We start from the raw sequence: 23,364 nt of genomic DNA on the forward strand, positions 1-23,364 counted from the left end.
CCGGGCCGTGCCGCCCTCCCGGTTCAGCAACATCGGCCACCAGCTCACCGGCCCGCCGCCTCCGACCACTCCCCGACACTGCGGGAGCCGGAGCAGGTGGCCCGGCTGGTCGAGGAGCTGTACGCGGAGGCGGCCTGGGCCGCCTCCGCGCCCGGTCGGCGAGCGGTGCGTCCGCCGGCCGGGGTCCGCCCGCTACCAGATGGTCGAGAAACCGAGGCGGAGCCTCTCCTCGCTGTTCCGCACGGTGAGGGAGCCCGCCTTCACCTCGGCCGCTTCGGCTTCGGTGAGCGCGGTGGCGAAGAGCCGCACGTCGTCCAGGGTGCCGCGGAAGAGCTGCGCCACGCCGGGCGGCTGGTTGGGGAAGTCGGGCCGGGCACCGATGTGGATGTTGAACGCGCCGCCCGGAGTGACGTTCCGCTCCGCCGCCGACGCTCCCGCCGGCATGACGGCCGTGGCCGCGGACCCTCCGTCCACCGCGAGGCTGACGGTGAGGCCCTTGCGGGTGAACACGACGTGGTGCCACGCGCCGTCGTTGGAGGAGGACGGGAGTGTCACCTCGGTGGTGCCGATGCTCGTGCCGACGGTGCCGCGCAGGACGCCGCTCCCAGGTTCGGACCGGACCGAGAAGTGCGGCCCCTGCATGCCGTACGCCCAGATGACCGGCAGGGTGCCGGTGGTGGCCGAGTGCTTGAACCAGGCCGTGACGGTGAAGTCCCCGTCTTCGACCCGCAGGGTCGGCGAGCAGACGAGACGCAGGTAGTCGTCCTGGCCGTCGAACTCCATGGCGACGCCGCCGAGACGCGTTCCCAGCTGCGCGCCACCGTGGACGACGGCGTGGTTGCCGGACTCGCCGGGACCCTTGACACGTGTGTCGGCGGTGCGCGGACGGCGCAGCTCGGTCTCGGAGTCGTTCATGGCCTTCTCGGTGAAGGCGGTGAAGGCGACGTTCCCATGGGGGATGTTGCCGGCCGTCTCGTACAGGAGGCCGACGGATCCGTTCGCCAGGAGCGCCATGTCGGAGTAGCCGGTGCGGTTCGGCGTGATCAGGGAGCCGACGGTCTTCCAGGTCTTCCCCTCGTCGTACGAGGAGCGGACGGCCAGCTCCCGCCGGTCCTCCAGTACGTTCGGGCCGAGCCGGGACGGGCCCGAGTACAGCAGCCGGTCGGGCCGGCCGTCCTGGTCGTGGGCGTGCAGCCGCAGCAGCGAACCGTAGGTCGGGGAGGTGTCGAGGTTGGCCACGGGGGCGAAGGGCGCGGCGAAGGTCGCTCCGCCGTCGGTGCTCGTGGCGGCGAGCCGGTGCTCGTTGGTGGTGCAGCGGGTGTTCTCGGAGTTGCGGGCGTTGACGTACACATGGCCGTCGACGGTCTCCGCGACGGCCAGTTCGGCGGGATAGGAACCGGTGTCGCGCGTGTCGGAGACCGCGCGCATCTGCCAGGTCAGGCCGCCGTCGTCGCTGGTGTACAGCTGACCGCCGGCCTGGCCGCCGCCCCGGTGGTCGCCGGGCACGACCAGTCGGCCGAAGTGCTCGCCGCGGCTGAGCTGGATGCCGTGGCCGGGCCCGGTCGAGACCCAGAACCACTCGGGCCGGTCGAGCTGGGGCTGGGGCACGCTCGGCGACCAGGTCAGGCCGCCGTCCATGCTGTGGACGGCGTGCACCGTGCGGTCGAAGCCGTCGCGCTTCGGGTTGGCCCGGTTCCTGTTCCAGTCGCTGCTGGAGTAGAGGAGGGTGATGCGGCCGGTCACCCCGTCCACGACGGGCGCGGGGTTGCCGTGCGCGAGCTCGTCGCCGGCGCCGACGACGACCGTGGGCTTCTCGTCCCAGGTCTTCCCGCCGTCGAGGGACCGCTTCATGATCAGGTCGTTGGCGCCGACGTCACTGCAGCCGGTCGTGGTGTCCCGGTCACGGCCCTCGGCGAAGGCGAGGAGGACACCCGTCCTGGTGGTGACGAGGGCCGGGATGCGCGTGCAGTAGAAGGTCCCGCGCGCCGGGAACGGCGTGCCGGCCGTCTCGGCGGCGACCGTCGGCGTGGTCGTGACCGCGCTCGTCGAGGCGACGGCGGGCGACTGCGGAGTGACCGCCAGGACCACCGCGGCCAGGACCGCGAGGGAGAGCGCGCACAACCATGCGGACAGTGCGAAGCGGCGCGCGCCCGGTGGGCGGCGCTCGGACAGGGACAGCATGAAGGAACACCTCGGTGAGCAAGGGCGAACGACTGGGGAGCGGCTGGGTCTCGAAGCGGGTGTGCCGCTCGCCGACGGGCCGGTTGCGGCGGCCCCCGCGGACGGAAGGGCACCGCGAACGGGCGACACGACAGACGCTCGCCCTCGCGTTCGTCTCATCCCCCGGTGAGATCTTCCCGCCGGGACGGTACCTCACATGATCACTTGTGCGCAGTCGTAAGAGGAGGTTCGGCCAGGTGGGCGGGCGGGCTTGATCGACTGATCTGCTCCTGCGGTTCGCCTCGGTCGGCCGACCTGCTCCAGCGGTTCGCCTCCATCGGCCGACCTGCTCCTGCGGTTCGCCTCAATCGGCCGACCTGCTCCAGCCGTTCGCCTCGATCCGCGCCCCGTCCGCAGGCCGCGCCTCGTCGAACACCGGGCGTCCCGCTCCGTCGTAGAGCCGCAGCCCGTCCACGTACACGCCCCGTCCCACGTACCGCTGGTCCGTCGTGTACCGCCAGCGCAGGAGGGCGTCCGTCCCGGGCAGCGCGGCGGACACGGTGTGCCAGACGCGGCCGGACCAACCGCCCACCGCGCCCGTCGGATGCTCCGTGCGCCCGTCGGTGGTGAAGGGGACCGGCCGCCAGGTCGTGCCGCCGTCGGCCGAGGCCTCCAGGACGGCCGGGTCGGCGCCCGGCTCGGTGTCCCACCACAGCGCGCACTCCAGGCGCGCGGCGCGCGGCACCTGAGGGAGCGTCAGGGTGGCGGTCGTGGTGCCGGCCATGCCGGAGAACCAGGATGTACGGCCGCGGTCGGGGCGGACGGGAACGGCGCGGGCCAGGTTGTCCGCCGCGGCGACGCGGGGAGCCGACCCGGAGCGCCAGGAGCGCACCGGGTGGACGGAGTTGCCGAGGACGATCAGGAAGGCGTCGGTGGTCGGGTCGAGGACCAGGCTGGTGCCGGTGAAGCCGGTGTGCCCGGCCGTCCGTGGTGTGGCCATCGCGCCCATGTACCAGTGCTGGTAGAGCTCGAAGCCGAGCCCGTGCTCGTCGCCGGGGAACGCGGTGTTGAAGTCGGTGAACATCAGCTGCACCGAGGCGGGGGAGAGGATGCGGGCCCTGCCGTACGCCCCGCCGTTGAGCAGGGTGCGGGCGAGGATCGCGAGGTCCCAGGCACGGGAGAAGATCCCGGCGTGGCCCGCGACCCCGCCCAGGCTGTGGGCGTTCTCGTCGTGGACCTCGCCCCGTACCATGCCGCGGTCGAGACCGGACCACGGCGGGCGGGCGTCCTCGGTGGCGGCGATCCCCGGTCGCCAGGAGAGCGGTGGATTGAAACGAGTGCGGTGCATCCCGAGCGGAGCGGTGATCTCGTCGTGGAGCAGCACATCCAGACCGAGACCGGTGATCTTCTCCAGGACCAGCTGGAGCGTGATCAGGTTCAGATCCGAGTAGAGGTACGTCGACCCCGGCGGGTTCGCCGGCGCCTCGTCCCAGATCAGCCGCAGCTTCCCCTCCCGTGTCGGTGCCTTGTACAGCGGGATCCACGCCCGGAACCCGGAGGTGTGGGTGAGCAACTGACGCACGGTGACGTCCTGCTTCCCGCCCCCGCCGAACTCCGGCAGGTACGCGGTGACCCTCGCCCCGAGCTCCAGCGCCCCTCGCTCGATCTGCTGCACGGCGAGGATCGAGGTGAAGAGCTTCGAGACCGACGCGAGGTCGAAGACGGTGTCCTCGGTCATCGGGACCTGCTCGTCCGGCGGCAGCTCCACCCCGGTGTCGGTCTTCTCGTCGTACGCCGCGTACCGCACGGCCATGCCGATCGGCCGGTGCAGGGCCACCGTTCCGCCCCGCCCGGCGAGCAGCACGGCGCCCGCGTACCAGGGGTGCCTGGGGGAGGGGGCGAGGAAGGCCTCGGCGTCCGTGACCAGCCGGTCCAGGTGCTCCGGCAGGAGTCCCGCCCGCGCGGCGGACCCGCGTCGCAGGGTGGTCCCGCGCGCGCCGGGCGCCGTACCGCCCCCGGCCGATCCCGGGCTCCCCGCTCCTCGGCCGCCCGGTCCCGGCCCTGGTTCCGCCGCCGCGGCCCCCGGCATCGAACCGATCATCAGCGCACCTCCCAGGGCGAGGGCCGCGCCGCCGAACGCCCGGCGGCTCGGGCCCCGGTCCTTGCTGGACTCCTCCGTCATGCCCACCCTCTCCCACCGCCCTTTGAAAGAAAACTTCGGCCACGCCGGAGAATCTGAAACTTTCTTACCGGAGTCGAGGCGGGTCGGGGAAGCGTCCGAAGCTCCAAAGAATCTGACGATGCATCAGGAAACCTCTTCCCTCCGTCGCGCCGCTGCGGCATCCTGCCGCCCATGCAGACGGAGCTGAGTCGCACCCTGGGGATCGAGCACGCCATCTTCGGCTTCACGCCCTTCCCCGCGGTGGCCGCCGCACTGACCAGAGCCGGCGGGTTCGGCGTCCTCGGGGCGGTCCGCTACACCGCCCCCGACGACCTCGCCCGCGACCTCGACTGGATGCAGGACCACACCGACGGCCTGCCCTACGGCCTCGACGTCGTGATGCCCGCCAAGAAGGTCGAAGGCGTGACAGAGGCCGAGGTCGAGGCCATGATCCCGGAGGAGCACCGGGCGTTCGTCCGCGCCACGCTCGCCAAGCACGGCGTGCCCGAACTCGCCGAGGGCGAGGCCTCCGGCTGGCGCATCACCGGCTGGATGGAGCAGGTCGCCCGCAACCAGCTCGACGTGGCCTTCGACTACCCGATCAGACTCCTCGCCAACGCCCTCGGCTCCCCGCCCCCGGACGTCGTCGCCCGCGCCCACGACCACGGCGTCCTCGTCGCCGCCCTCGCCGGCAGCGCCCGGCATGCCCGCCACCACGCCGACGCGGGGATCGACGTCGTCGTCGCCCAGGGCTACGAGGCCGGCGGCCACACCGGCGAGATCGCCTCCATGGTCCTCACCCCCGAAGTCGTCGACGCCGTGTCCCCGCTGCCGGTGCTCGCCGCCGGCGGCATCGGCAGCGGCGAGCAGATCGCCGCCGGACTCGCCCTCGGCGCCCAGGGCGTCTGGCTCGGCTCGATCTGGCTCACCACCACCGAGGCCGACCTGCACTCCCGCGCCCTCACCGCCAAGCTCCTCGCCGCCGGTTCCGGCGACACCGTCCGCTCCCGCGCCCTGACCGGCAAGCCCGCCCGTCAGCTCCGCACCGAGTGGACCGACGCCTGGGACGACCCGGCGGGCCCCGGCCCCCTCCCCATGCCGCTCCAGGGACTCCTGGTCGCCGAGGCCGTCTCCCGTATCCAGCGGTACGAGGTCGCACCGCTGCTCGGCACCCCCGTCGGGCAGATCGTCGGCCGGATGAACTCCGAGCGCAGCGTCCAGCAGGTCGTGGACGAGCTCACCCGCGGCTTCGAGCAGGCCGTCGACCGCATCAACCGCATCGCCGGACGGAGCGAGGCATGACCCAGTCAGTCGCAGCCACCGGGTTCTGGGCCCAGGCCACCGCCGACCCCGGCCGTACGGTCCTGATCGCACCCGACGGCGAGGAATGGACCGCCGGCCGGCTGCACGCCGAGGCCAACCGACTGGTCCACGGGCTGCGGGCGGCCGGCCTCGAACGCGGCGACGCGTTCGCCGTCGTCCTGCCCAACGGGCCGGAGTTCTTCACCGCCCATCTCGCCGCCAGCCAGGCCGGGTTCTACCTCGTCCCGGTCAACCACCACTTCGTCGGGCCCGAGATCGCCTGGATCGTCGCCGACTCCGGCGCCAAGGTCCTCGTCGCCCACGAGCGGTTCGCCGAGGCCGTGACCCTCGCCGCCGACGAGGCCGGACTGCCCGCCACCCACCGGTACGCCGTCGGTACGATCCCCGGCTTCCGCGCGTACGGCGACCTGCTCGAAGGACAGGACGCGAGCCCGCCCGCCGACCGCACCCTCGGTTGGGTCATGAACTACACCTCCGGCACCACCGGTCGCCCCCGGGGCATCCGCCGCCCGCTCCCCGGGAAGCTCCCCGAGGAGACCCATCTCGGCGGCTTCCTCGGCATCTTCGGCATCCGTCCGGCCGACGGGAACGTCCACCTCGTCTGCTCCCCGCTCTACCACACGGCTGTGCTGCAGTTCGCCGCCGCCGCCCTGCACATCGGGCACCCGCTGGTCCTGATGGACCGGTGGACGCCCGAGGAGATGCTCCGTCTGATCGACCGGTACGACTGCACCCACACCCACATGGTCCCCACCCAGTTCCACCGCCTGCTCTCCCTGCCCGACGAGGTACGGAACCGGTACGACGTCTCCTCGATGCGCCACGCCATCCACGGCGCCGCGCCGTGCCCCGAGCACGTCAAGCGGGCGATGATCGACTGGTGGGGCCGGTGCGTCGAGGAGTACTACGCCGCGAGCGAGGGCGGCGGAGCCTTCGCGACCGCCGAGGAGTGGCTGAAGAAGCCGGGGACGGTCGGCCGGGCCTGGCCCATCAGCGAACTCGCCGTCTTCGACGACGACGGGGTACGGCTGCCGCCGGGTGAACTCGGCACCGTCTACCTGAAGATGAACACCGGCGGGTTCCAGTACCACAAGGACGAGGCGAAGACCGCGAAGAACCGCATCGGCGACTTCTTCACCGTCGGGGACCTCGGAGTCCTCGACGAGGACGGCTATCTCTTCCTGCGCGACCGCAAGATCGACATGATCATCTCCGGCGGGGTGAACATCTACCCGGCCGAGATCGAGGCGGCCCTCCTGGCCCACCCCTCCGTCGCCGACGCCGCCGCCTTCGGCATCCCGCACGCCGACTGGGGCGAGGAGGTCAAGGCGGTCGTCGAGGCGGCCGACGGGTACGCGCCAGGGCCGGCACTCGCCGAGGAGATCCTGGCCCACTGCGCCGACCGCCTCGCCGGCTTCAAGCGCCCGAAGTCGGTCGACTTCGTCCAGACCATGCCGCGCGACCCCAACGGCAAGCTGTACAAGCGCCGCCTGCGCGACCCGTACTGGGAGGGCCACGAGCGCCCCCTCTGAGGAACCCGACGGCGCCCCGGCCCGCGGGCGGCGCTCCTTCAGGGGGTGGTGCCGGCGGGCGGGGAGCCGTCCTCGGGCGTCGACTTCGCCGAGAGCGGTGTCGCGATGTCCTCCAGCGACCGGCCTTCCGCCGCGACGGCGAAGAACACGGCGACCAGGCCCGCGAGGACCATGAGGGCGGCGCCGACGCAGAAGGCGATGACGGCGTCGCGGACGACCCCGCTCTCCGTCAGTTCGGCGAAGATCAGCGGGCCGGAGATACCGCCGGCCGCCGTTCCGATGGCGTAGAAGAACGCGATCGCCATCGCCCGGGTCTCCATGGGGAAGATCTCACTGACGGTCAGATAGGCGGAACTGGCGCCCGCGGAGGCGAAGAAGAGGACCACGCACCAGCAGGCGGTCATGGTCGTCGCGTCGAGGCTGCCCCGGTCGAAGAGCCAGGCCGTGCCGAACAGCAGCAGCCCTGACAGGATGTAGGTTCCCGCGATCATGGTGCGTCGGCCGACGGTGTCGAAGAGGCGGCCGAGCAGCAGCGGACCGAGGAAGTTGCCGAAGGCGATCACGGCGAAGTAGTAACCGGTGTTGCCGGTGGGGACGTCGAAGAACTTCACCAGGATGGAGCCGAAGCCGAAGGTGATGGCGTTGTAGAGGAACGCCTGCCCGATGAACAGGGAGAAGCCGAGGATCGCCCGTTTCGGATACGCGCGGAAGAGCGTACGGGCGATCTCGACGAAGCCGATGGAGCGGCGCTGCTCGATGGTGATCGACCGGTCCGGCTCCGGAAGCCGGGCGTGCTTCTCCTCCTCCACCCGGTGCTCCACCGCGGTCACGAGTTCCTCCGCGCCCTCGGACCGGCCGTGGATGAGCATCCACCGGGGGCTCTCGGGCACGTGCCGCCGGACGAGCAGGATCACGAGTCCGAGCACGACACCGAGACCGAACGTCAGCCGCCAGCCGACGTTGATCGCGAAGATGTCGGTGTCGAGCGCCACGACGGACAGCAGCGCGCCGCCCACGGCCCCCAGCCAGTAGCTGCCGTTGATGACGAGGTCGACCCGGCCCCGGTACTTGCTCGGGATGAGTTCGTCGATGGCGGAGTTGATGGCCGCGTACTCGCCGCCGATGCCGAACCCGGTGAGGAAGCGGAAGAGGAAGAACCACCACACGGAGAACGACAGCGCGGTCATCGCCGTCGCCGCCAGATAGACCGCCAGGGTGATCAGGAACAGCTTCTTGCGTCCGTAGCGGTCGGTGAGCCACCCGAAGAACAGGGCGCCCGAACAGGCGCCCGCCACGTACAGCGCCGCGGCCGTGCCGGTCACCTGCGCGTCGGTGATGGGCAGTCCGCTGCCCTCCTCGGAGAGCCGGCCGGCCATGCTGCCGACGATGGTCACCTCGAGGCCGTCGAGGATCCACACCGTGCCGAGCCCGATCACGATCATCCAGTGCCACCGCGACCACGGCAGCCGGTCGAGCCGCGCAGGGACCTTGGTCGTGACGGTGCCGATCACCACGTCGTCATGGGCACTCAAGACACGCTCCTTACCGCTGGGTGTCGAGGGCGACCGTGCCAGGCTGTCTCACACGGTGCCGATGTACGTACGCGGACACGGCCACCGGCGCGCGAACCCGCCACCTGGCCGTACGCCGACCGGCCCCACGGGCCGGCCGCCCGCCCGCCTAGACTGCGTACGCGAGGAGGTCTCCCCACGGCGACCGCCTTCCCCGTTCGGCACGGAACATGAGAGGGACGACACGATGGCGGGCCGCGACCCCTTCGTACTCGACGACCCCGTGGGCGAGTCCCTCCGGGGCCGTCACGCCCCTCTCGCCCGCCGCGTGGGCAAAGCCGTCACCTATCTGCCGGACGTCTCGACCTTCGCCGCCGTGACCACCGATCCGGATCCGGTGAAGTGGGCCGACCTCACCGAACTCCTCGGCCGGGGCGCCTTCGCCGACATGTTCAGCTGCCCGGTTCTCCCGCCGCCGGACTGGAAGCCCGTCTTCGTCCTGGAGGGCCGCCAGATGATCCTGCCCGGCGACGGCGCGGCCGGGCGCCCGGCGGACGAGACGGACGACGACGTGGTCGAACTGGACGCGGACAGCGTGCCCGAGATGCTGGACCTGGTCGAACGCACCCGGCCGGGGCCGTTCTGGTCCAGGACCCCCGAACTCGGCACCTACCTCGGCATCCGGGAGAAGGGCACGCTGGTCGCCATGGCCGGCGAGCGGCTGCGCCCTCCGGGGTGGACCGAGATCAGCGCGGTCTGCACCGCGCCCGAGGCGCGCGGGCAGGGCCACGCCGCCCGCCTGGTCGGCGCGCTCGCGGCACGCATCGAGGCCCGGGGGGAAGGGGCCTTCCTCCATGTGGCCGAGGCGAACGCCGGCGCGCGTGCCCTCTACGAGAAGCTCGGTTTCGTGACCCGCCGGCACGTGACCTTCCGCGGCTTCCGCACGCCGTAAGCACGCCGTAGGGCTCCACGTCCGGCCTCAGGGCCCGGCCCCGAGGCCGGCCGCCGAGGCTAACTCTCGGGCACGGCCCGGGATCGCGTGAGGGCCGGGACCAGCTGTGCCTCCTCGTACGTGAAGTGCTCCTCCAGCCGGGTGGCCAGCCGGTCCACCTCGGCGCGGAGGGCCGCGGGTGCGGCCCCAGAGGTGAGGAGCGCCTCCAGTTCCTCTACCGTGCGGGCGACCACCTTGTGCTCCTCGCGCATCCGGTCCAGCGAGTCGGACAGCTCGGGGAACTCGCGCTCCAGGAGGTCGAAGGCGCTGTCCTCGTTGTGGTGGTGGGCGTGCAGTGCGCCGCAGAAGGTCAGGCAGTGGCGGGCGAGCCGGCCGCCGAGCGTCGGGGTGTCCCGTACCTTCGTGCCCGCCGTGGGCGTCGATCCCGTCGGACCCGTCGCCTTCGCCGCCGCGGACTCCAGTCCCTCGCGTAACGCCGTCAGTTCGGCGCGCAGTTCGGTGTGGACCTTGACCAGGTGGTCGGCGATCGCCCGGTGCCGTGCCGGGTCCCCGAGGTCCACCCGGTGCAGGGCGACGACCGGGATGATCCGGTCCGTGGCCGCCTGGTAGGCGGCGAACCCGGGGTCGCGCGCGGCCTGTTCCGCGTACAGCCGGTCGCGTTCCTCGCCCGCCGTCACCACCGCCGTCGCCCCGAAGCGCTCGACGGTCCCCTCCGGGGTGCCGAGCTCGACGGTCACGTACGGGTCGGCGCTGAGGTTGTGGAACCAGGCGGGGTGCTTCGGTCCGCCGGCGTTCGACGCGAAGACGAGCAGCCGTGCCCCGTCGCGCACGTACACGGCGGGGTTGGTGTGTGCCCGCCCGCTGCGAGCGCCCGTCGTGGTGAGCAGGAGCAGGGCGGCGCCCTCGAACATCCCGCCCACCCGGCCGCCGTTGGCGCGGAACTCCTCGATGACCTGTCGGTTGAAATCGGGCATGGCTGTGCCTTCCGGTAGCATCGATCACGACGGATCTATTTGCTTTGAAAGCAAAGCTAAAAGGGAGGGTGCACGGTGTCAACCGCACACGAGGGGGACGAGGCCGCCGCCGGGCCGGAACTCGACGAGGCCGTGCGCACGTTGCTGCTGCTCATGCCTCGGATGGTCTCGCGGGCGAAGCGGATCAGGATTCCCGAGGAGCTGCAGACGCTCACGCTCGCGCCCCGCCATCTGTCCCTGCTCGCCTATCTCCTGTTCGACGGGTCGCTGAGCGTCAACGAGCTCGCCTCCCGCCTGGAGATCGCCCCGACGACCGTGAGCCTCATGGTGGGGGACCTGGCGAAGAAGGGCGTACTGGAGCGGGTCGAGGACCCGGCGGACCGCAGGCGCAAGATCGTCTCCATCGCGCCGGCGCACGCCGCCGCCATCGACGGCTGGCTCGGCCGCAGCGCCGATGCCTGGCGTTCCGCCCTCGCCCCCCTCGACGCGGCGCAGCGGCGGATGTTCCTCGAGACCCTCACCGCGTACGAGCGCGGCCTCAGCGACCCCCTGGATTGACCGAACCGGGCGAAAGCCCCCTTTGTGGCAGGATGCGGATCATGAGTTCGAGCACGGCGTCATTGGCACGGCAGTGGACCACCTGGGGGCCGGTGGTGGCGGCGCTTGCGCTTGTCGCGGCCTGGGGGCGCGATCTGCCGGGCTTCGCCGTCGGGTTCATCGCGCTCTGCCTGATCGCGGCCGTCCTCGCCGCGGTCCACCACGCCGAGGTCATCGCCCACCGGGTTGGTGAACCCTACGGCTCGCTCGTCCTCGCCGTGGCCGTCACCGTGATCGAGGTCGGACTCATCGTCTCGCTGATGGTGGGAGGCGGCGAGAAGACCTCGACCTACGCACGCGACACCGTCTTCGCCGCCGTCATGATCACCTGCAACGGCATCGTCGGCCTCTCCCTCCTCGTCGGCGCGCTCCGCAACCGGATCGCGGTCTTCAACGCCGAGGGCTCCGGCGGCGCGCTGGCCACCGTCTGCACCCTGGCCACGATGACGCTGGTCCTGCCGACCTTCACCACCAGCCACCAGGGCCCGGAGTTCTCCGGCGTCCAGCTCGCCTTCGCCGCCGTCGCCTCCATCTGCCTGTACGGCGTGTTCGTCGGTGTCCAGACCGTCCGGCACCGGGACTACTTCCTTCCCGTACCGCGTCCCGGCCAGGAGTCGGAGGACGAGCACGCGGACCCGCCGACCCGGCGCGACGCCTGGACCAGTCTCGGACTCCTCGTGGTCGCCCTCGTCGCCGTCGTCGGCAACGCCAAGCTGATCTCCCCGACCATCGAGGACGGCGTCCAGTCGGCGGGCCTGCCCAAGGCGGTCGTCGGCGTCGTCATCGCCCTGATGGTGCTGCTGCCCGAGACCCTCGCCGCCGTCCGCGCGGCCCGCAGGGACCGCGTCCAGACCAGCCTCAACCTCGCGTACGGCTCCGCGATCGCCAGCATCGGCCTGACGATTCCGGCGATCGCGCTCGCCTCGATCTGGCTGTCCGGGCCCCTGGTCCTCGGCCTCGGCCCGCTCCACATGGTGCTGCTCGTCCTCACCGGTGTGGTGAGCGCCCTGACCGTGGTGCCCGGACGTGCCACGCTCCTCCAGGGCGGCGTCCACCTCGCGATCTTCGCCGCCTTCGTGTTCCTGTCGTTCAGCCCGTGACGAGCCGCGCCCGGGCAGTGCGGAACCGTTCAGCCCCTGGCGATCACCACCCGCAGCGCGGGCGAGCGCAGGATGTCCTTCTCGCAGAACCGGGAGGTCACCCAGCGCTCGCCCGCGTACAACCGGGTCTGGTCGCTGAAGTGCGGCGACACCGGGTTCGAGGACTGGGAGTACGAGAGCAGGGTGCGGGCCACCGGGCAGCGGCCGCCGTCCCAGCCCACCGCCTGCACATGACTGGTCCCGTGCGCGACCTCCGTGTAGCCGCCGCCCGCCGGGTTCCACACCGACTCCGTCTTGTTCCAGACCCCCAGCGCCTCGGTGCCGCCGCTCACCGGGATCCGCTCCCCGTTCCGTACGACGAACTGGTGCGCGCCGAGCGGCGCGTCCAGCGCGATCCCCGCCGCCCGCAGCTCCGCCACCGCGTCCGACAGGGCCTTCGTGAAGCCCGGCGCCGCCGTGTCGAGGGTGTTCGGAGTACGGACCGGGTCCGCCGCCGAGAACGGCACCGTCCACTGCTGGGCCGACGGCACCGCCGCCGTGAACTTCCGCCAGAAGCGGTCGAAGAGCAGCGCGCCCCTGCTGTCCGTGTTCACCGTCCGGTCCCAGGCGCCGATCACCCGGCAGGCCTCGGGATCGTCCGGCAGCGCCGTCCCGCAGGCCCGTGCCGCGTCGGCCGCCGCCAGATCACCGGCCGGAGCCCGGTTGGCGAACTGCTGCCGCTGCAGGTCGGCCACGGTCAGATCGCCGCGCGCCGCCATCGCCGACACGTCCTCGACGCCGCCCCGGGTGCGTAGCGAGCGCTGCGTGGCGATCGTGCCGAAGATCCGCTCGTAGCCGGTCAGCGGCCGCTCCGCGTTGGTCAGCCAGGCACTGTCGTTGGAGTTCTCCACGTACGGCGTGTCCCGCAGCACGGGCATCCTCGCCGGTCCGAAGACGCCCGGCTGCACCGCGTCCGGGTCGGAGCCGAGCGCGCAGTCCGACCGCGATCCGTCGAGCACCGCCACCCCCGACGCGGGGTAGGTGGCCCGGCCGAGCGGGGTGGAGCAGCGCGCGGCGAGCTCGTCGGTGATCCGGGGCAGCACCTGCGACTGGCTGAAGTAGGAGTGGCCCGCCGAGTCCGCCGCGATCGTGTTGACCCAGGGCAGCCCCTGGGTGCGCCGCAGGGCCTCTGCGACGTCCCGGGTGGAGCGCGCCTTGCCGAAGCCGAGCGCGGTGTCGGAGCCGCGCAGGTTGCTCGCGTTGGGGTCGTTCAGCGCGTACGCCGTGCCGGCCGTCCACGGCAGCGGGAGCTGTGCGCCGAGACCGCCGACGACGGGGCCGTACCGGGTCCACCACTGGGTACGGGTGACCGGGGCGCCGCCCTTGACCGGGACGGTGACCTGACGCGGGGTCATCCGCTCCGGCCGGCCGTCCACCAGGTACGAGGTCGGGTCGCCCGGGGCGAGCACCAGCTGGTGCAGGTTGAGCGGGACGCCGGTGGCGACGGTGTGGCTCCAGGCCACCTTGTCGTTGAAACCGATGTTCACGACGGTCGTGCCGAGGAGCGAGGCGCCCGAGACGTTCAGCTCCCCGGGGATGGTCTGCTGCGACTGCCAGAAGCGGCGGCCGCCCTGCCAGGGGTAGTGCGGGTTGCCCAGGAGCAGGCCGCGCCCGTTCGCCGTGGTGGCCCCCGAGAAGGCGACGGCGTTGGAGCCCATCGTGGCGTTCTCGGCGGCGAAGAGTTCCCGCGCGGCCTCTGCGGCCCGCTCGGGGTCGGGCGCCTGTCCGGGCTCGCCTGTCTGCGCGGCGGGCACCTGACCGGACCCGTCGGTCTGCGGTGCGGGCACCTGCCCGTCCGCGCCGGTCCGCGGGGCGGCGGGAGCGGCCGGCGGCCGGGCGGCGGTGATGCCGTCGACGGCACGGCCCTGGCCGCCGAGCACCGAGACGGCGAAACCGCGCCGGGCCACGTCGAGGGCGGTCACCGGGCGGACCCAGTCGGCCTTCGCGCAGGCGGGGTCCGTGACGCGGTTCTTCCGCAGCCAGGCGTTGTACCCGGCAGCCCAGCCGTGCATGAGCTCCTTCAGTTCGCGGCTCGGGCCGGCCGGCGCCGGAGTGGCGACCAGCGCCTCGACGGTTCCGGCGTCCCGGACTCCGCGGAAGTACAGGTCGCTGGAGAGGTTCGTGGCGGCGGACGACAGCGAGCCGTCCGGGGCGGCGTCCGGGCCGAGGTACCGGGAACGCTCCCCGTTCACCGTCAGGAACCCGTCCGCGAGCGTGCATATCTGGTCGGCGGCCTGGGCCCAGCCCGTTCCGAAGCCGAGGTTCGCGTAGTCCTTGGCCACGATGTGCGGGATGCCGTACTCGGTGTACCGGATGACCGCCGACAGACCCCGGTCGGACGGGTGGTGGCCCCGGTCCCCGGCGTCGGCGGCCGCCGCGCCGGGCAGCGTGGCGGTGACGACGGCGAGGGCGGATGCGGTGAGCGTCAGCTGCTTCAGACGGGTACGGAGGTGCAAGATGCCTCCCAACGGGCGGATGAGCACTACGGGTTGGACCATGCACGCAGTCGCGGGCCCCCATGTCAACATCCCGTTCGGTATCCGAGGTCCGGGCCTGTCCGGCGCGCCCGCACGGTACTTGACCTTCCGCCCGGTGCGCGCGGAGGATCACCGCATGGATCGACTCCTCAGCCGCGCCGTCGACGGTGTCCTGCGCATGAGCGCCCAGCGCGTCCCCGAGCGGATCGCCCTCCGCTACGCCGACCGGACCTGGACGTACGCCGAGCTGGACGCGGCCGTCTCCACCGCGGCCGCCGTCCTGCGGGAACCGCCCCACGGCCTCGGCCTGCCCGAGGGCGCCCGGGTCGCGACCTACGGTCACAACTCGGACGCCTACCTCATCGCGTTCCTCGCCTGCTCCCGGGCGAGCCTGATCCATGTGCCGGTCAACCACCACCTGACCGGCGAGGACCTCACGTACCTCCTCGACCAGTCCGAGACCTCCCTGGTCCTCGCCGACCCCGCCCTGGCGGAGCGCGTACCGGACGGTTTCGCGGTCAAGGCGCTGCGGGACGCGCCCGGTTCACTCCTCGACGCGCTCGCGGAGCCCGAGGCGTACGACGGCGACCGCGACGCCGGGGACGTCGTCCAGCTGCTCTACACCTCGGGCACCACCGCGCTGCCCAAGGGTGCGACGATGACCCACCGGGCCCTCGTCCACGCGTACGCGAGCGCGATCGAGGCGCTCGACCTGCACGAGGACGACCGGCCGGTGCACGCGCTGCCGCTCTACCACTCGGCCCAGACGCATGTCTTCCTGCTGCCGTACCTCGCCGTCGGCGCCGAGAACACGATCGTCGACGGACCCGATCCGGCCGTCCTCTTCGACCTGATCGAGGCGGGTCGCGCCGACAGCGTCTTCGCCCCTCCGACGGTGTGGATCGGGCTCGCCAACCACCCCGAGTTCGCGAACCGCGACCTGTCGGCCCTGCGCAAGGCCTACTACGGGGCCTCGATCATGCCCGTACCGGTCCTGGAGGGGCTGCGCGCACGCCTCCCCGCACTGCGCTTCTACAACTGCTTCGGCCAGTCGGAGATCGGCCCCCTCGCCACCGTCCTCGGCCCCGACGAGCACGAGGGCCGGATGGACTCCTGCGGCCGGCCCGTCCGCCACGTCGAGGCACGGGTCGTCGACGAGGACGGCAAGGACGTGCCCGACGGGACCCCCGGCGAGATCGTCTACCGCTCGCCGCAACTGTGCGACGGGTACTGGCGCAAGCCGGAGGAGACCGAGGCGGCCTTCCGCGGCGGCTGGTTCCGCTCGGGCGACCTCGCGGTCCGCGACGCCGAGGGCTACCTCACGATCGTCGACCGGGTGAAGGACGTCATCAACTCCGGCGGAGTGCTGGTCGCTTCGCGCCAGGTGGAGGACGCGCTCTACACCCACCCCGGCGTCGCCGAGGTGGCCGTGATCGGCCTCCCCGACGAACGCTGGATCGAGGCGGTCACGGCGGTGGTCGTCCCGCGCGGCGAGGTCACCGAGACGGAACTCCTCACCCACGCGCGGGAGAACCTGTCGCACTTCAAGGCCCCGAAGCGCATCCACTTCCTCCCGGAACTGCCCCGCAACGCGAGCGGCAAGATCCTCAAGCGTGAGCTGCGCGAGCGGTACGCGGACGGTCAGGCGGGCTTGAGGCAGTAGTCCCGGTCCCAGGTCTCCGTGTACGGGAGGCTGTCCGGCCGCGCCTTCCACTCGACGCCGCAGTCGGTGAACGCGTCCTGCGGGGCCTCGACGACCTTGACGACCTTCAGCTGCTTCCCCTCGCCGCAGGCCTGCTCCGCCCACAGCACCGTGGCGGAGAGGAATCCCTCGTCGCCCTGGGCGGCGTCGAGGCAGTCACCGGCCACGACGTGCGGTGCCACGCACAGTTTCTGCGCGGCCCAGCGGTCGCCCACGACGAACACGTCGAGGCAGCTTCCGTCCGCGCGGCCGCCGCTCACGACGGTCCGGGCGCCGGGCTTGCCGCAGTCGATCACACGGGGTCGGCTCGGAGTGAACGTCTCCTTGCCGGTGCGGGTGTTCCCGAGGCAGTCACCGACGGCGGGAGCCCGGTCGGCGAACTCGGGCTCGCCACCGCTGAACAGCCCCTGGCGGTAGCCCACATAGCCGCCCGTCGCCAGCACGACGGCCAGCACCCCGGCCACCGCACCCAGGACCCGCTGCCGCGGCCCCCGGGACACCCGCGCGGTCCGGGACGGGGGAGCGGGGGCGCGGGGCGGTGCCGTGCGCGTGGGCGCCTCAGGGGATTCCGCCGGGGCGCTGGGGGGCGGGGGCGCCCCGAGGGCGCCCTCCGCCGGCGTGCCGGAAGACCCGGACACGGGGGCTTCGGCAGCCACCGACGCCTCGTCCGTCCGCGGTGCCACGAAGTCCTGGTGCGCCCGGATCGCGGCCGTCCACGACGCGGGCAGCAGTTCGCTGCCGCCCGTCGGGTCCTTCGCGAAGCCGGCGAGCAGGGCCGCGGGTGTCGGCCGGTCCACCGGGGACAGGGCGAGCAGCGGGAGGACCAGTTCCCGCAGCCCCTCCGGCAGGAGGCGGTCGTCGACCTCGGCGCGCTGGACGCGGGCCAGGAGCCGGAACGCGTCGTTCACCGGTCCGTACGGGAACCGCGACGTCGCGAGATGGAGCAGCGTCGCTCCCATGGAGTACATGTCGGACGCCGCCGTCGACGCCTCGCCGCGTGCCTGCTCCGGCGAGGTGAAGGCCATCGTGCCCAGCGTCAGGGTGGTGCGGGTCAGGTCGAGGGCGTGGGAGATGCCGAAGTCGATGAGGCGGGGGCCGGACAGGGGCAGCAGCACGTTGCCGGGTTTGACGTCGCGGTGGACGACGCCGGCGCCATGGAGGTCCGCGAGGGCCTCGGCCATGCCGACGGCGATCCAGCGCACGGCCTGGTCGGGCAGCGGGCCCGCGTCCCTGACGAGTTCGGCCAGCGAGGGGGCGGGGATGTACTCGGTGGCCATCCACGGCTTCGGGGCCTCCGCGTCCGCGTCCATCACGGAGACGGTGAAGGCCCCGGTGACACGGCGGGCCAGCGCGACCTCACGGGCGAACCGCCGCCGGTCGGACTCCTCGGGCACGCCGTCGGCGAGCAGCGTCTTCACCGCGACCAGCCGGCCGCTGACGGTGCGCCCGAGATAGACCCGCCCCATGCCGCCGGAGCCGATCCGGCCGATCAGCCGGTACGCGCCCAGCCGGCGCGGGTCGTCCCCCTGTAACGGCTCAAGTCGTGGCCCGCCCATGCCGAGTCCCCCGCTCCCCGTGACGCCCGGGACCAGGGTGGTCCCGCCCCTGCCGCAGACCGTACGCGATCGGGTACGTGTAAGGGGCCGTTCGCACACGATCCGGCAGGTCCACCGCGGCGGTGACGGTCGGTCGGTTAGGGCGCCGCCCGCAGGTCCACGATCCGCCTGATCTTGCCCACCGAGCGCTCCAGCGTCTCCGGGTCGACCACCTCCACGTCCACCGAGACTCCGATCCCGTCCTTGACCGCCGCCGCGATCGTCCGGGCCGCCTCCGCGCGCTGCTCGCCCGTCGCGCCCGCGCGGGCCTCGGCCCGTACGGTCAGGGCGTCGAGACGGCCCTCGCGGGTGAGCCTGAGCTGGAAGTGCGGTGCCACGGCCGGGGTGCGGAGGACGATCTCCTCGATCTGGGTGGGGAAGAGGTTGACCCCGCGCAGGATGATCATGTCGTCGCTGCGCCCCGTGACCTTCTCCATCCGCCGGAACACCCGCGCGGTGCCCGGCAGCAGACGGGTCAGGTCGCGCGTGCGGTAGCGGACGATCGGCATGGCCTCCTTGGTGAGCGAGGTGAAGACGAGCTCCCCCTCCTCGCCGTCCGGCAGCACCTCGCCCGTGAACGGGTCCACAATCTCCGGGTAGAAGTGGTCCTCCCAGATGTGCAGGCCGTCCTTCGTCTCCACGCACTCCTGGGCCACGCCGGGGCCGATCACCTCCGACAGGCCGTAGATGTCGACCGCGTCGATCGCGAAGGCCTCCTCGATCTCCTTCCGCATCGCCTCCGTCCACGGCTCGGCGCCGAAGACGCCCACCTTGAGGCTGGTGGAGCGCGGGTCCACGCCCTGCCGCTCGAACTCGTCGAGCAGCGTCAGCATGTACGAGGGGGTCACCATGATGATCTCGGGACGGAAGTCCTGGATGAGCTGCACCTGCCGGGCCGTCATGCCGCCCGACGCGGGGATCACCGTGCAGCCGAGCCGCTCCGCGCCGTAGTGCGCGCCGAGTCCTCCCGTGAACAGGCCGTATCCGTACGCCACATGCACCTTGTGCCCGGGGCGGGCCCCGGCGGCCCGCAGGGAGCGGGCGACGACGTCCGCCCACATGTCGAGGTCGCCGTCGGTGTAGCCGACGACGGTCGGCCGGCCCGTGGTGCCGCTTGAGGCGTGGATGCGCCGGATCCGGGACTGGTCGACGGCGAACATGCCGAAGGGGTAGTGGTCGCGCAGGTCCGTCTTGGCGGTGAAGGGGAAGCGGGCCAGGTCCGCGAGCGTACGGCAGTCGTCCGGAGTCACCCCGGCCGCGTCGAAGGAGCGCCGGTAGAAGTCCACGTTCTCGTAGGCGTGGCGCAGGCTCGCCCGCAGCCGCTCCAGCTGGAGGGCCGCGAGCTCCTCGCGTCCGAGCCGTTCGCCACTGTCCAGCAGTTCCGTCATCGCGCCACTCCTCCACGGTCGTAAAACGGACGACCGATCATTCGGTAGATCCGTTCCCGGTCAGTAAAACCGGAGGCACCGGGGGGTTGGCAAGAGGTCGGAGCAAGGTTCCCGGGTCGTGCCTCCATCCCATCCCGGGGTGTATCGGGTGCTTCGGGCCGTGTCGGCGGTCCCTGCGGGGAGGCCTCCCCGGAAATCCCGTTGCCGGGTGCGGGGCCCGGTGCTGGAGTGGCCCGCATGGAACCCCAGCACCTCCGTGACCTGTACGACCGCCAGCTCCGCCGCGACGCCCGTCCCGACGGGCCCGGCTGCCGCGTCGAGCGGGTCGGCGACGTCGTCCGCCAGACCGGACCCGCGCACGCCTGGAACGGCGTGCTCTGGTCCGGGCTCGACGCCGGGAACGCCGACCGCGCCATCGCCGGCCAGATCGAGCACTACCGCGCCGAAGGGCTGCTGCCCTTCGAGTGGAAGCTGTACGCCCACGACACCCCGGTCGACCTCGGCGAGAGGCTCGTGGCCGCGGGCTTCACCGCAGAGGCCCCGGAGACCCTGATGGCCGCCGAGGCCGCCGCGCTGCCCCACGGCGTACCGCTGCCCGCCGGCGTCGAACTCCGGGCCGTCACCGACGAGTCGGGGGTACGCCAGGTGGCCGAGGTCCACGAACGCGCCTTCGGCACCGACAGCAGCCACCTCGAACGCCAGCTCCTGGACCGGCTCGCGGCCGACCCCGACACCGTGACCGCCGTCCTCGCCCTCGCCGACGGCGAACCCGTCAGCGCCGCACGCCTCGAACTCTGCCCCGGCACCGACTTCGCCGGCCTCTGGGGCGGCGGCACCGTCGAGGCCTGGCGCGGCCGCGGCCTCTACCGCGCACTCGTCGCCCACCGCGCGCGCATCGCCGCCGAGCGCGGACACCGCTACGTCCAGGTCGACGCGGCCGACACGAGCCGCCCCATCCTCCGACGCCTGGGATTCCTCACGCTTTCCACCACGACCCCTCACACATACGGCGATTAGACCGAGCCCTTCCCCGGCGCTCCCCGGAGACGGGGCGGGCCGCGCGTCCGGAGAACGGTAGGGTGCCGTCCGGCAACCGAGGTCTGCGTGGGGAGACACGAGTTCATGAGTGGTCAGCAGTCGGGTCGCGGGGGCGGCACGGGCGAGGTCTTCCAGCCGCTCGCGGCCGACGATCCCACCACGGTCGCGGGATACCGGCTCGCCGCACGGCTGGGCGCCGGCGGCATGGGCAAGGTGTACCTGTCGTACACCCCCGGCGGCCGGCCCGTCGCCATCAAGCTGATCCGCCCCGAGTTCGGCGAGGACGCGGAGTTCCGCCGCCGCTTCGCCCAGGAGGTGCGCTCCGCGCAGCGCGTCCAGGGGCTCTTCACCGCGCCCGTGATCGACGCCGACCCCGAGGGCGCGCAGCCGTGGCTGGCGACCGCCTACGTCCCCGGCCCCTCGCTCGCCGACGCGGTCGTCTCCCACGGCGCACTGCCCGTGGAGACGGTGCTGCTGCTCGTCGCGGGCATGGCCGAGGCCCTGCACGTCATCCACGGCGCCGGGATCGTGCACCGCGACCTCAAGCCGTCCAACGTGCTGCTCGCGGCCGACGGGCCCCGCGTCATCGACTTCGGCATCGCCCACGCGGCCGACGCGACCTCCCTCACCGGCAGCGGCGTCACCATCGGCACCCCGTCGTTCATGGCGCCCGAGCAGGCCGCCGGCCGCGGGGTGACCGCGGCCACCGACGTCTTCGCGCTCGGTCAGGTCGCGGCGTACGCGTCGACGGGGGTCCCGGCGTTCGGCGAGGGGACCTCGCACGGCGTCCTCTACCGGATCGTGCACGAGGAGCCCGACCTCGGCGCGGTGCCGGAGCGGCTGAGCGAGCTGGTCACCCGGTGCCTGGCGAAGGACCCGCAGGCGCGGCCGTCGCTCGCCGAGATCATCCAGCTCTGCCAGGCGGCGAACGCGGCGACCGTGCTCCGCAGGCCCGAGGACTGGCTGCCTGCCCCGGTCTCCGCCGACATCACGGCGCGTGCGGCCGCTCCGGCGCCCGTCCAGACACCGCCGCCCCCGACGACCGCGCCCACGGGCGGATACCCGCCCACCGCTCCGGCCGGGCCGCCCGCGTCCGCCGCGGTCTACTCGCCGACCGCGCCGTCGACCCCGGCCCCGCCGGCCGCCCCGCCCGGCGCGTACGGCCCGTCCGCGGGCCACCTGGCGACCCCGCCGCCCGGACCGTACAACACGCCCCCGCAGCACGCGGTGCCCACGCACGCCGCGCCGACGCACCCGGCACCCGGTCACACGTACCAGCCGCCGCAGGGGCCGTACCCACCGTCGTACCCGCACCCCGGAGCCCCCGGCGGGCCGACGTCCACCCCGCCCGGCCCACGGAGCGGCTCGGCCAGGAAGGGGCTGCTCGTCGCCGTCGCCGCCGTGGTGGCCTTCGGCGCCGTGGGCGGTGTCACCGCCTACACGCTCCTGAAGGACAAGGAGCGGACGAACGCCTCGGAGAACGACAAGCCGAGCGGTGGCACGGGGAGCCCGGCGACCGCGGGCGCCACCGGCACCGGCGGCAGCAGCGGAACCAGCGGCACGCCGAGCGAGAAGCCCCCGACGGCGTCCGCCGCGAAGCCCGCCGACTTCAGGAGCATCAATCTCACCGCCGGCTACCACCTGACCCTCGGGGACGAGGTCGTACGGCCCCAGGACGGCGAGGACGGCGGGTACGAACTCTCCTACGACACCGGCGGTTACCTCGACGCCGAGAGCAGCGGCGGCAACATGGTGCTCCTCGACCCGGGGCAGGCGGGCTCCCTCGACGTGTGCCGCGCGGAGACGCGGTTCACCAAGGAGGTGTACGTGAACAAGCTGTCCCAGGGCCGCCAGTTGTGCGTCACGACAGGGACCGGCCACATGGGCCTCGTCACCGTCAGGGGCATCTCCCCGGAGGACTCGCCCAGCACCTACATGACGCTCGACGTCACGGTCTGGCGCAACGCGGCCCCCGCGTCGTAGCTCAGGACGCCCAGTGCGCGGGGCGCTCGAACCCCTCCGGAAGGCGGGTCCCGGCGTCCCCGCGCGCCGCGTTCAGCTGGGGCTGCGTCAGGAAGAGGGCGCCGGTCAGGTCCGCACCCGACAGATCGGCGTCCCGCAGGTCCGCGCCGATCAGATCCGCGAGCGAGAGGTCGGCGCCCGTCAGATCGGCCGCGATCAGCAGCGCCCCGCGCAGGTCGGTGCCCCGCAGCTTCGCCCCGCGCAGCCGCTTGCCGATCAGGTCCGCCCCGCGCCGGCTCCTCGGCTTCCCGCCGGCCGTGGCGCGGACGAGTTCACTCGTCCGCAGGAGCAGCTCGTTCACCTCGGCGCGCACCTCCGGCACCCTCAGCTTCTCCAGGTCGTCCGCCGAACCCCCGGTGAGCTCCTCGACCCGGGCGAGTGCCGTCCGCAGCTCGGCGTGGACGGGACGGGCCGCCGGGCGGGCCAGCGCCTCCGTGAGATAGCGCAGCAGCTCATGGAGCTGGCGCATCACGTAGAAGACGTCGTACATCCGGCTCGCGGTCTCCGGCGCCTCGCGCCAGGACACACCGCCGAAGGTCACCTGGGAGACCTGCTGGCCGGCGCCGAAGCAGTCGTACACCGTGCAGCCCTGGAAGCCGCTCGTCCGCAGCCGGGTGTGGATGCCGCAGCGGAAGTCCTCCCGGAGGTTCCGGCAGGGCTCGCCCGGCGCCTTGTTCACGGCGAAGTCGGCCGACTTCGCGAAGGGCAGCGCCACACAGCACAGGCCGAAGCAGTTGGCGCAGTCGCCGCGCAGTGCGGATTCCCCGGTCTCGGGCACGGTGGGACGGTTCCT

The 23,364-nt window shown here is 72.7% G+C and carries 16 protein-coding genes; 8 read left to right on the plus strand and 8 right to left on the minus strand.

The window, feature by feature from the left end; translation table 11 throughout:
* Positions 1 to 192: 192 nt before the first annotated feature.
* Together ACIP84_RS10035 and ACIP84_RS10040 are read right to left on the minus strand one after the other, a co-directional pair.
* Entirely contained in the window at positions 193 to 2,181 is a 1,989-nt protein-coding gene (locus ACIP84_RS10035) for an exo-alpha-sialidase (RefSeq protein ID WP_401796799.1), read from the minus strand.
* A 343-nt stretch (positions 2,182 to 2,524) separates the two neighbouring features.
* Complete coding sequence (locus tag ACIP84_RS10040) at positions 2,525 to 4,342, minus strand: serine hydrolase (protein WP_401796801.1); 1,818 nt, start codon at positions 4,340 to 4,342, stop codon at positions 2,525 to 2,527.
* A 171-nt stretch (positions 4,343 to 4,513) separates the two neighbouring features.
* Between ACIP84_RS10040 and ACIP84_RS10045 the strand changes: the two genes are divergently transcribed.
* Together ACIP84_RS10045 and ACIP84_RS10050 are read left to right on the plus strand one after the other, a co-directional pair.
* The gene (locus tag ACIP84_RS10045; RefSeq protein WP_401796804.1) at positions 4,514 to 5,623 is read left to right on the plus strand and encodes an NAD(P)H-dependent flavin oxidoreductase; all 1,110 of its coding nucleotides are present in this window, start codon (positions 4,514 to 4,516) and stop codon (positions 5,621 to 5,623) included.
* On the plus strand, positions 5,620 to 7,176 hold the full coding sequence (locus ACIP84_RS10050) for an acyl-CoA synthetase (protein WP_401796807.1): 1,557 nt from the start codon (positions 5,620 to 5,622) through the stop codon (positions 7,174 to 7,176). The genes ACIP84_RS10045 and ACIP84_RS10050 overlap by 4 nt, the downstream gene beginning before the upstream one ends.
* A 38-nt stretch (positions 7,177 to 7,214) precedes the next feature.
* On the opposite strand, the gene ACIP84_RS10055 is transcribed toward ACIP84_RS10050, so the two are convergent.
* Entirely contained in the window at positions 7,215 to 8,708 is a 1,494-nt protein-coding gene (locus tag ACIP84_RS10055; protein ID WP_401796810.1) for an MFS transporter, read from the minus strand.
* A gap of 226 nt (positions 8,709 to 8,934) precedes the next feature.
* Here ACIP84_RS10055 and ACIP84_RS10060 point away from each other — a divergent pair, with 226 nt between their 5' ends.
* Positions 8,935 to 9,639 carry a GNAT family N-acetyltransferase gene (locus ACIP84_RS10060; RefSeq protein WP_401796813.1) on the plus strand — a complete coding sequence of 235 codons (705 nt, stop codon included), beginning with the start codon at positions 8,935 to 8,937 and terminating at the stop codon, positions 9,637 to 9,639.
* Between the two features lie 59 nt (positions 9,640 to 9,698).
* On the opposite strand, the gene ACIP84_RS10065 is transcribed toward ACIP84_RS10060, so the two are convergent.
* A complete protein-coding gene (locus tag ACIP84_RS10065) occupies positions 9,699 to 10,613 on the minus strand; it encodes a nitroreductase/quinone reductase family protein (RefSeq protein ID WP_401796816.1) in 915 nt (304 codons plus the stop codon).
* A gap of 153 nt (positions 10,614 to 10,766) precedes the next feature.
* Here ACIP84_RS10065 and ACIP84_RS10070 point away from each other — a divergent pair, with 153 nt between their 5' ends.
* Both ACIP84_RS10070 and ACIP84_RS10075 read left to right on the plus strand, forming a co-directional pair.
* Positions 10,767 to 11,171: a MarR family winged helix-turn-helix transcriptional regulator gene (locus tag ACIP84_RS10070; protein ID WP_355958774.1), complete on the plus strand. Its 405-nt coding sequence runs from the start codon at positions 10,767 to 10,769 to the stop codon at positions 11,169 to 11,171.
* 41 nt (positions 11,172 to 11,212) lie between these two features.
* A complete protein-coding gene (locus ACIP84_RS10075) occupies positions 11,213 to 12,310 on the plus strand; it encodes an ionic transporter y4hA (RefSeq protein ID WP_355958665.1) in 1,098 nt (365 codons plus the stop codon).
* A 29-nt stretch (positions 12,311 to 12,339) separates the two neighbouring features.
* On the opposite strand, the gene ACIP84_RS10080 is transcribed toward ACIP84_RS10075, so the two are convergent.
* A complete protein-coding gene (locus ACIP84_RS10080; protein WP_401796818.1) occupies positions 12,340 to 14,805 on the minus strand; it encodes a penicillin acylase family protein in 2,466 nt (821 codons plus the stop codon).
* Between the two features lie 157 nt (positions 14,806 to 14,962).
* Between ACIP84_RS10080 and ACIP84_RS10085 the strand changes: the two genes are divergently transcribed.
* Positions 14,963 to 16,489 carry a fatty acyl-CoA synthetase gene (locus ACIP84_RS10085; protein ID WP_401796821.1) on the plus strand — a complete coding sequence of 509 codons (1,527 nt, stop codon included), beginning with the start codon at positions 14,963 to 14,965 and terminating at the stop codon, positions 16,487 to 16,489.
* On the opposite strand, the gene ACIP84_RS10090 is transcribed toward ACIP84_RS10085, so the two are convergent.
* Both ACIP84_RS10090 and paaK read right to left on the minus strand, forming a co-directional pair.
* Positions 16,468 to 18,084, minus strand: a complete 1,617-nt coding sequence (locus ACIP84_RS10090) for a serine/threonine-protein kinase (protein WP_401796824.1) — start codon at positions 18,082 to 18,084, stop codon at positions 16,468 to 16,470. The two genes, ACIP84_RS10085 and ACIP84_RS10090, sit on opposite strands and share 22 nt — an antisense overlap.
* A gap of 137 nt (positions 18,085 to 18,221) precedes the next feature.
* Positions 18,222 to 19,511 (minus strand): phenylacetate--CoA ligase PaaK, encoded by a 1,290-nt coding sequence (gene paaK / locus ACIP84_RS10095; RefSeq protein WP_401796827.1) that lies wholly within the window; start codon positions 19,509 to 19,511, stop codon positions 18,222 to 18,224.
* A gap of 237 nt (positions 19,512 to 19,748) precedes the next feature.
* Between paaK and ACIP84_RS10100 the strand changes: the two genes are divergently transcribed.
* Together ACIP84_RS10100 and ACIP84_RS10105 are read left to right on the plus strand one after the other, a co-directional pair.
* Complete coding sequence (locus ACIP84_RS10100; protein ID WP_355958656.1) at positions 19,749 to 20,528, plus strand: GNAT family N-acetyltransferase; 780 nt, start codon at positions 19,749 to 19,751, stop codon at positions 20,526 to 20,528.
* Positions 20,529 to 20,633: 105 nt separating this feature from the next.
* On the plus strand, positions 20,634 to 22,532 hold the full coding sequence (locus tag ACIP84_RS10105) for a serine/threonine-protein kinase (RefSeq protein ID WP_401796831.1): 1,899 nt from the start codon (positions 20,634 to 20,636) through the stop codon (positions 22,530 to 22,532).
* A gap of 1 nt (position 22,533) precedes the next feature.
* Here the strand turns inward: ACIP84_RS10105 and ACIP84_RS10110 are convergent, their stop codons facing one another.
* A complete protein-coding gene (locus ACIP84_RS10110) occupies positions 22,534 to 23,349 on the minus strand; it encodes a pentapeptide repeat-containing protein (RefSeq protein ID WP_355958653.1) in 816 nt (271 codons plus the stop codon).
* Positions 23,350 to 23,364 lie beyond the last annotated feature (15 nt).

The sequence above is a fragment of the Streptomyces sp. NPDC088707 genome, from assembly GCF_044752725.1.
Lineage (GTDB): Bacteria > Actinomycetota > Actinomycetes > Streptomycetales > Streptomycetaceae > Streptomyces.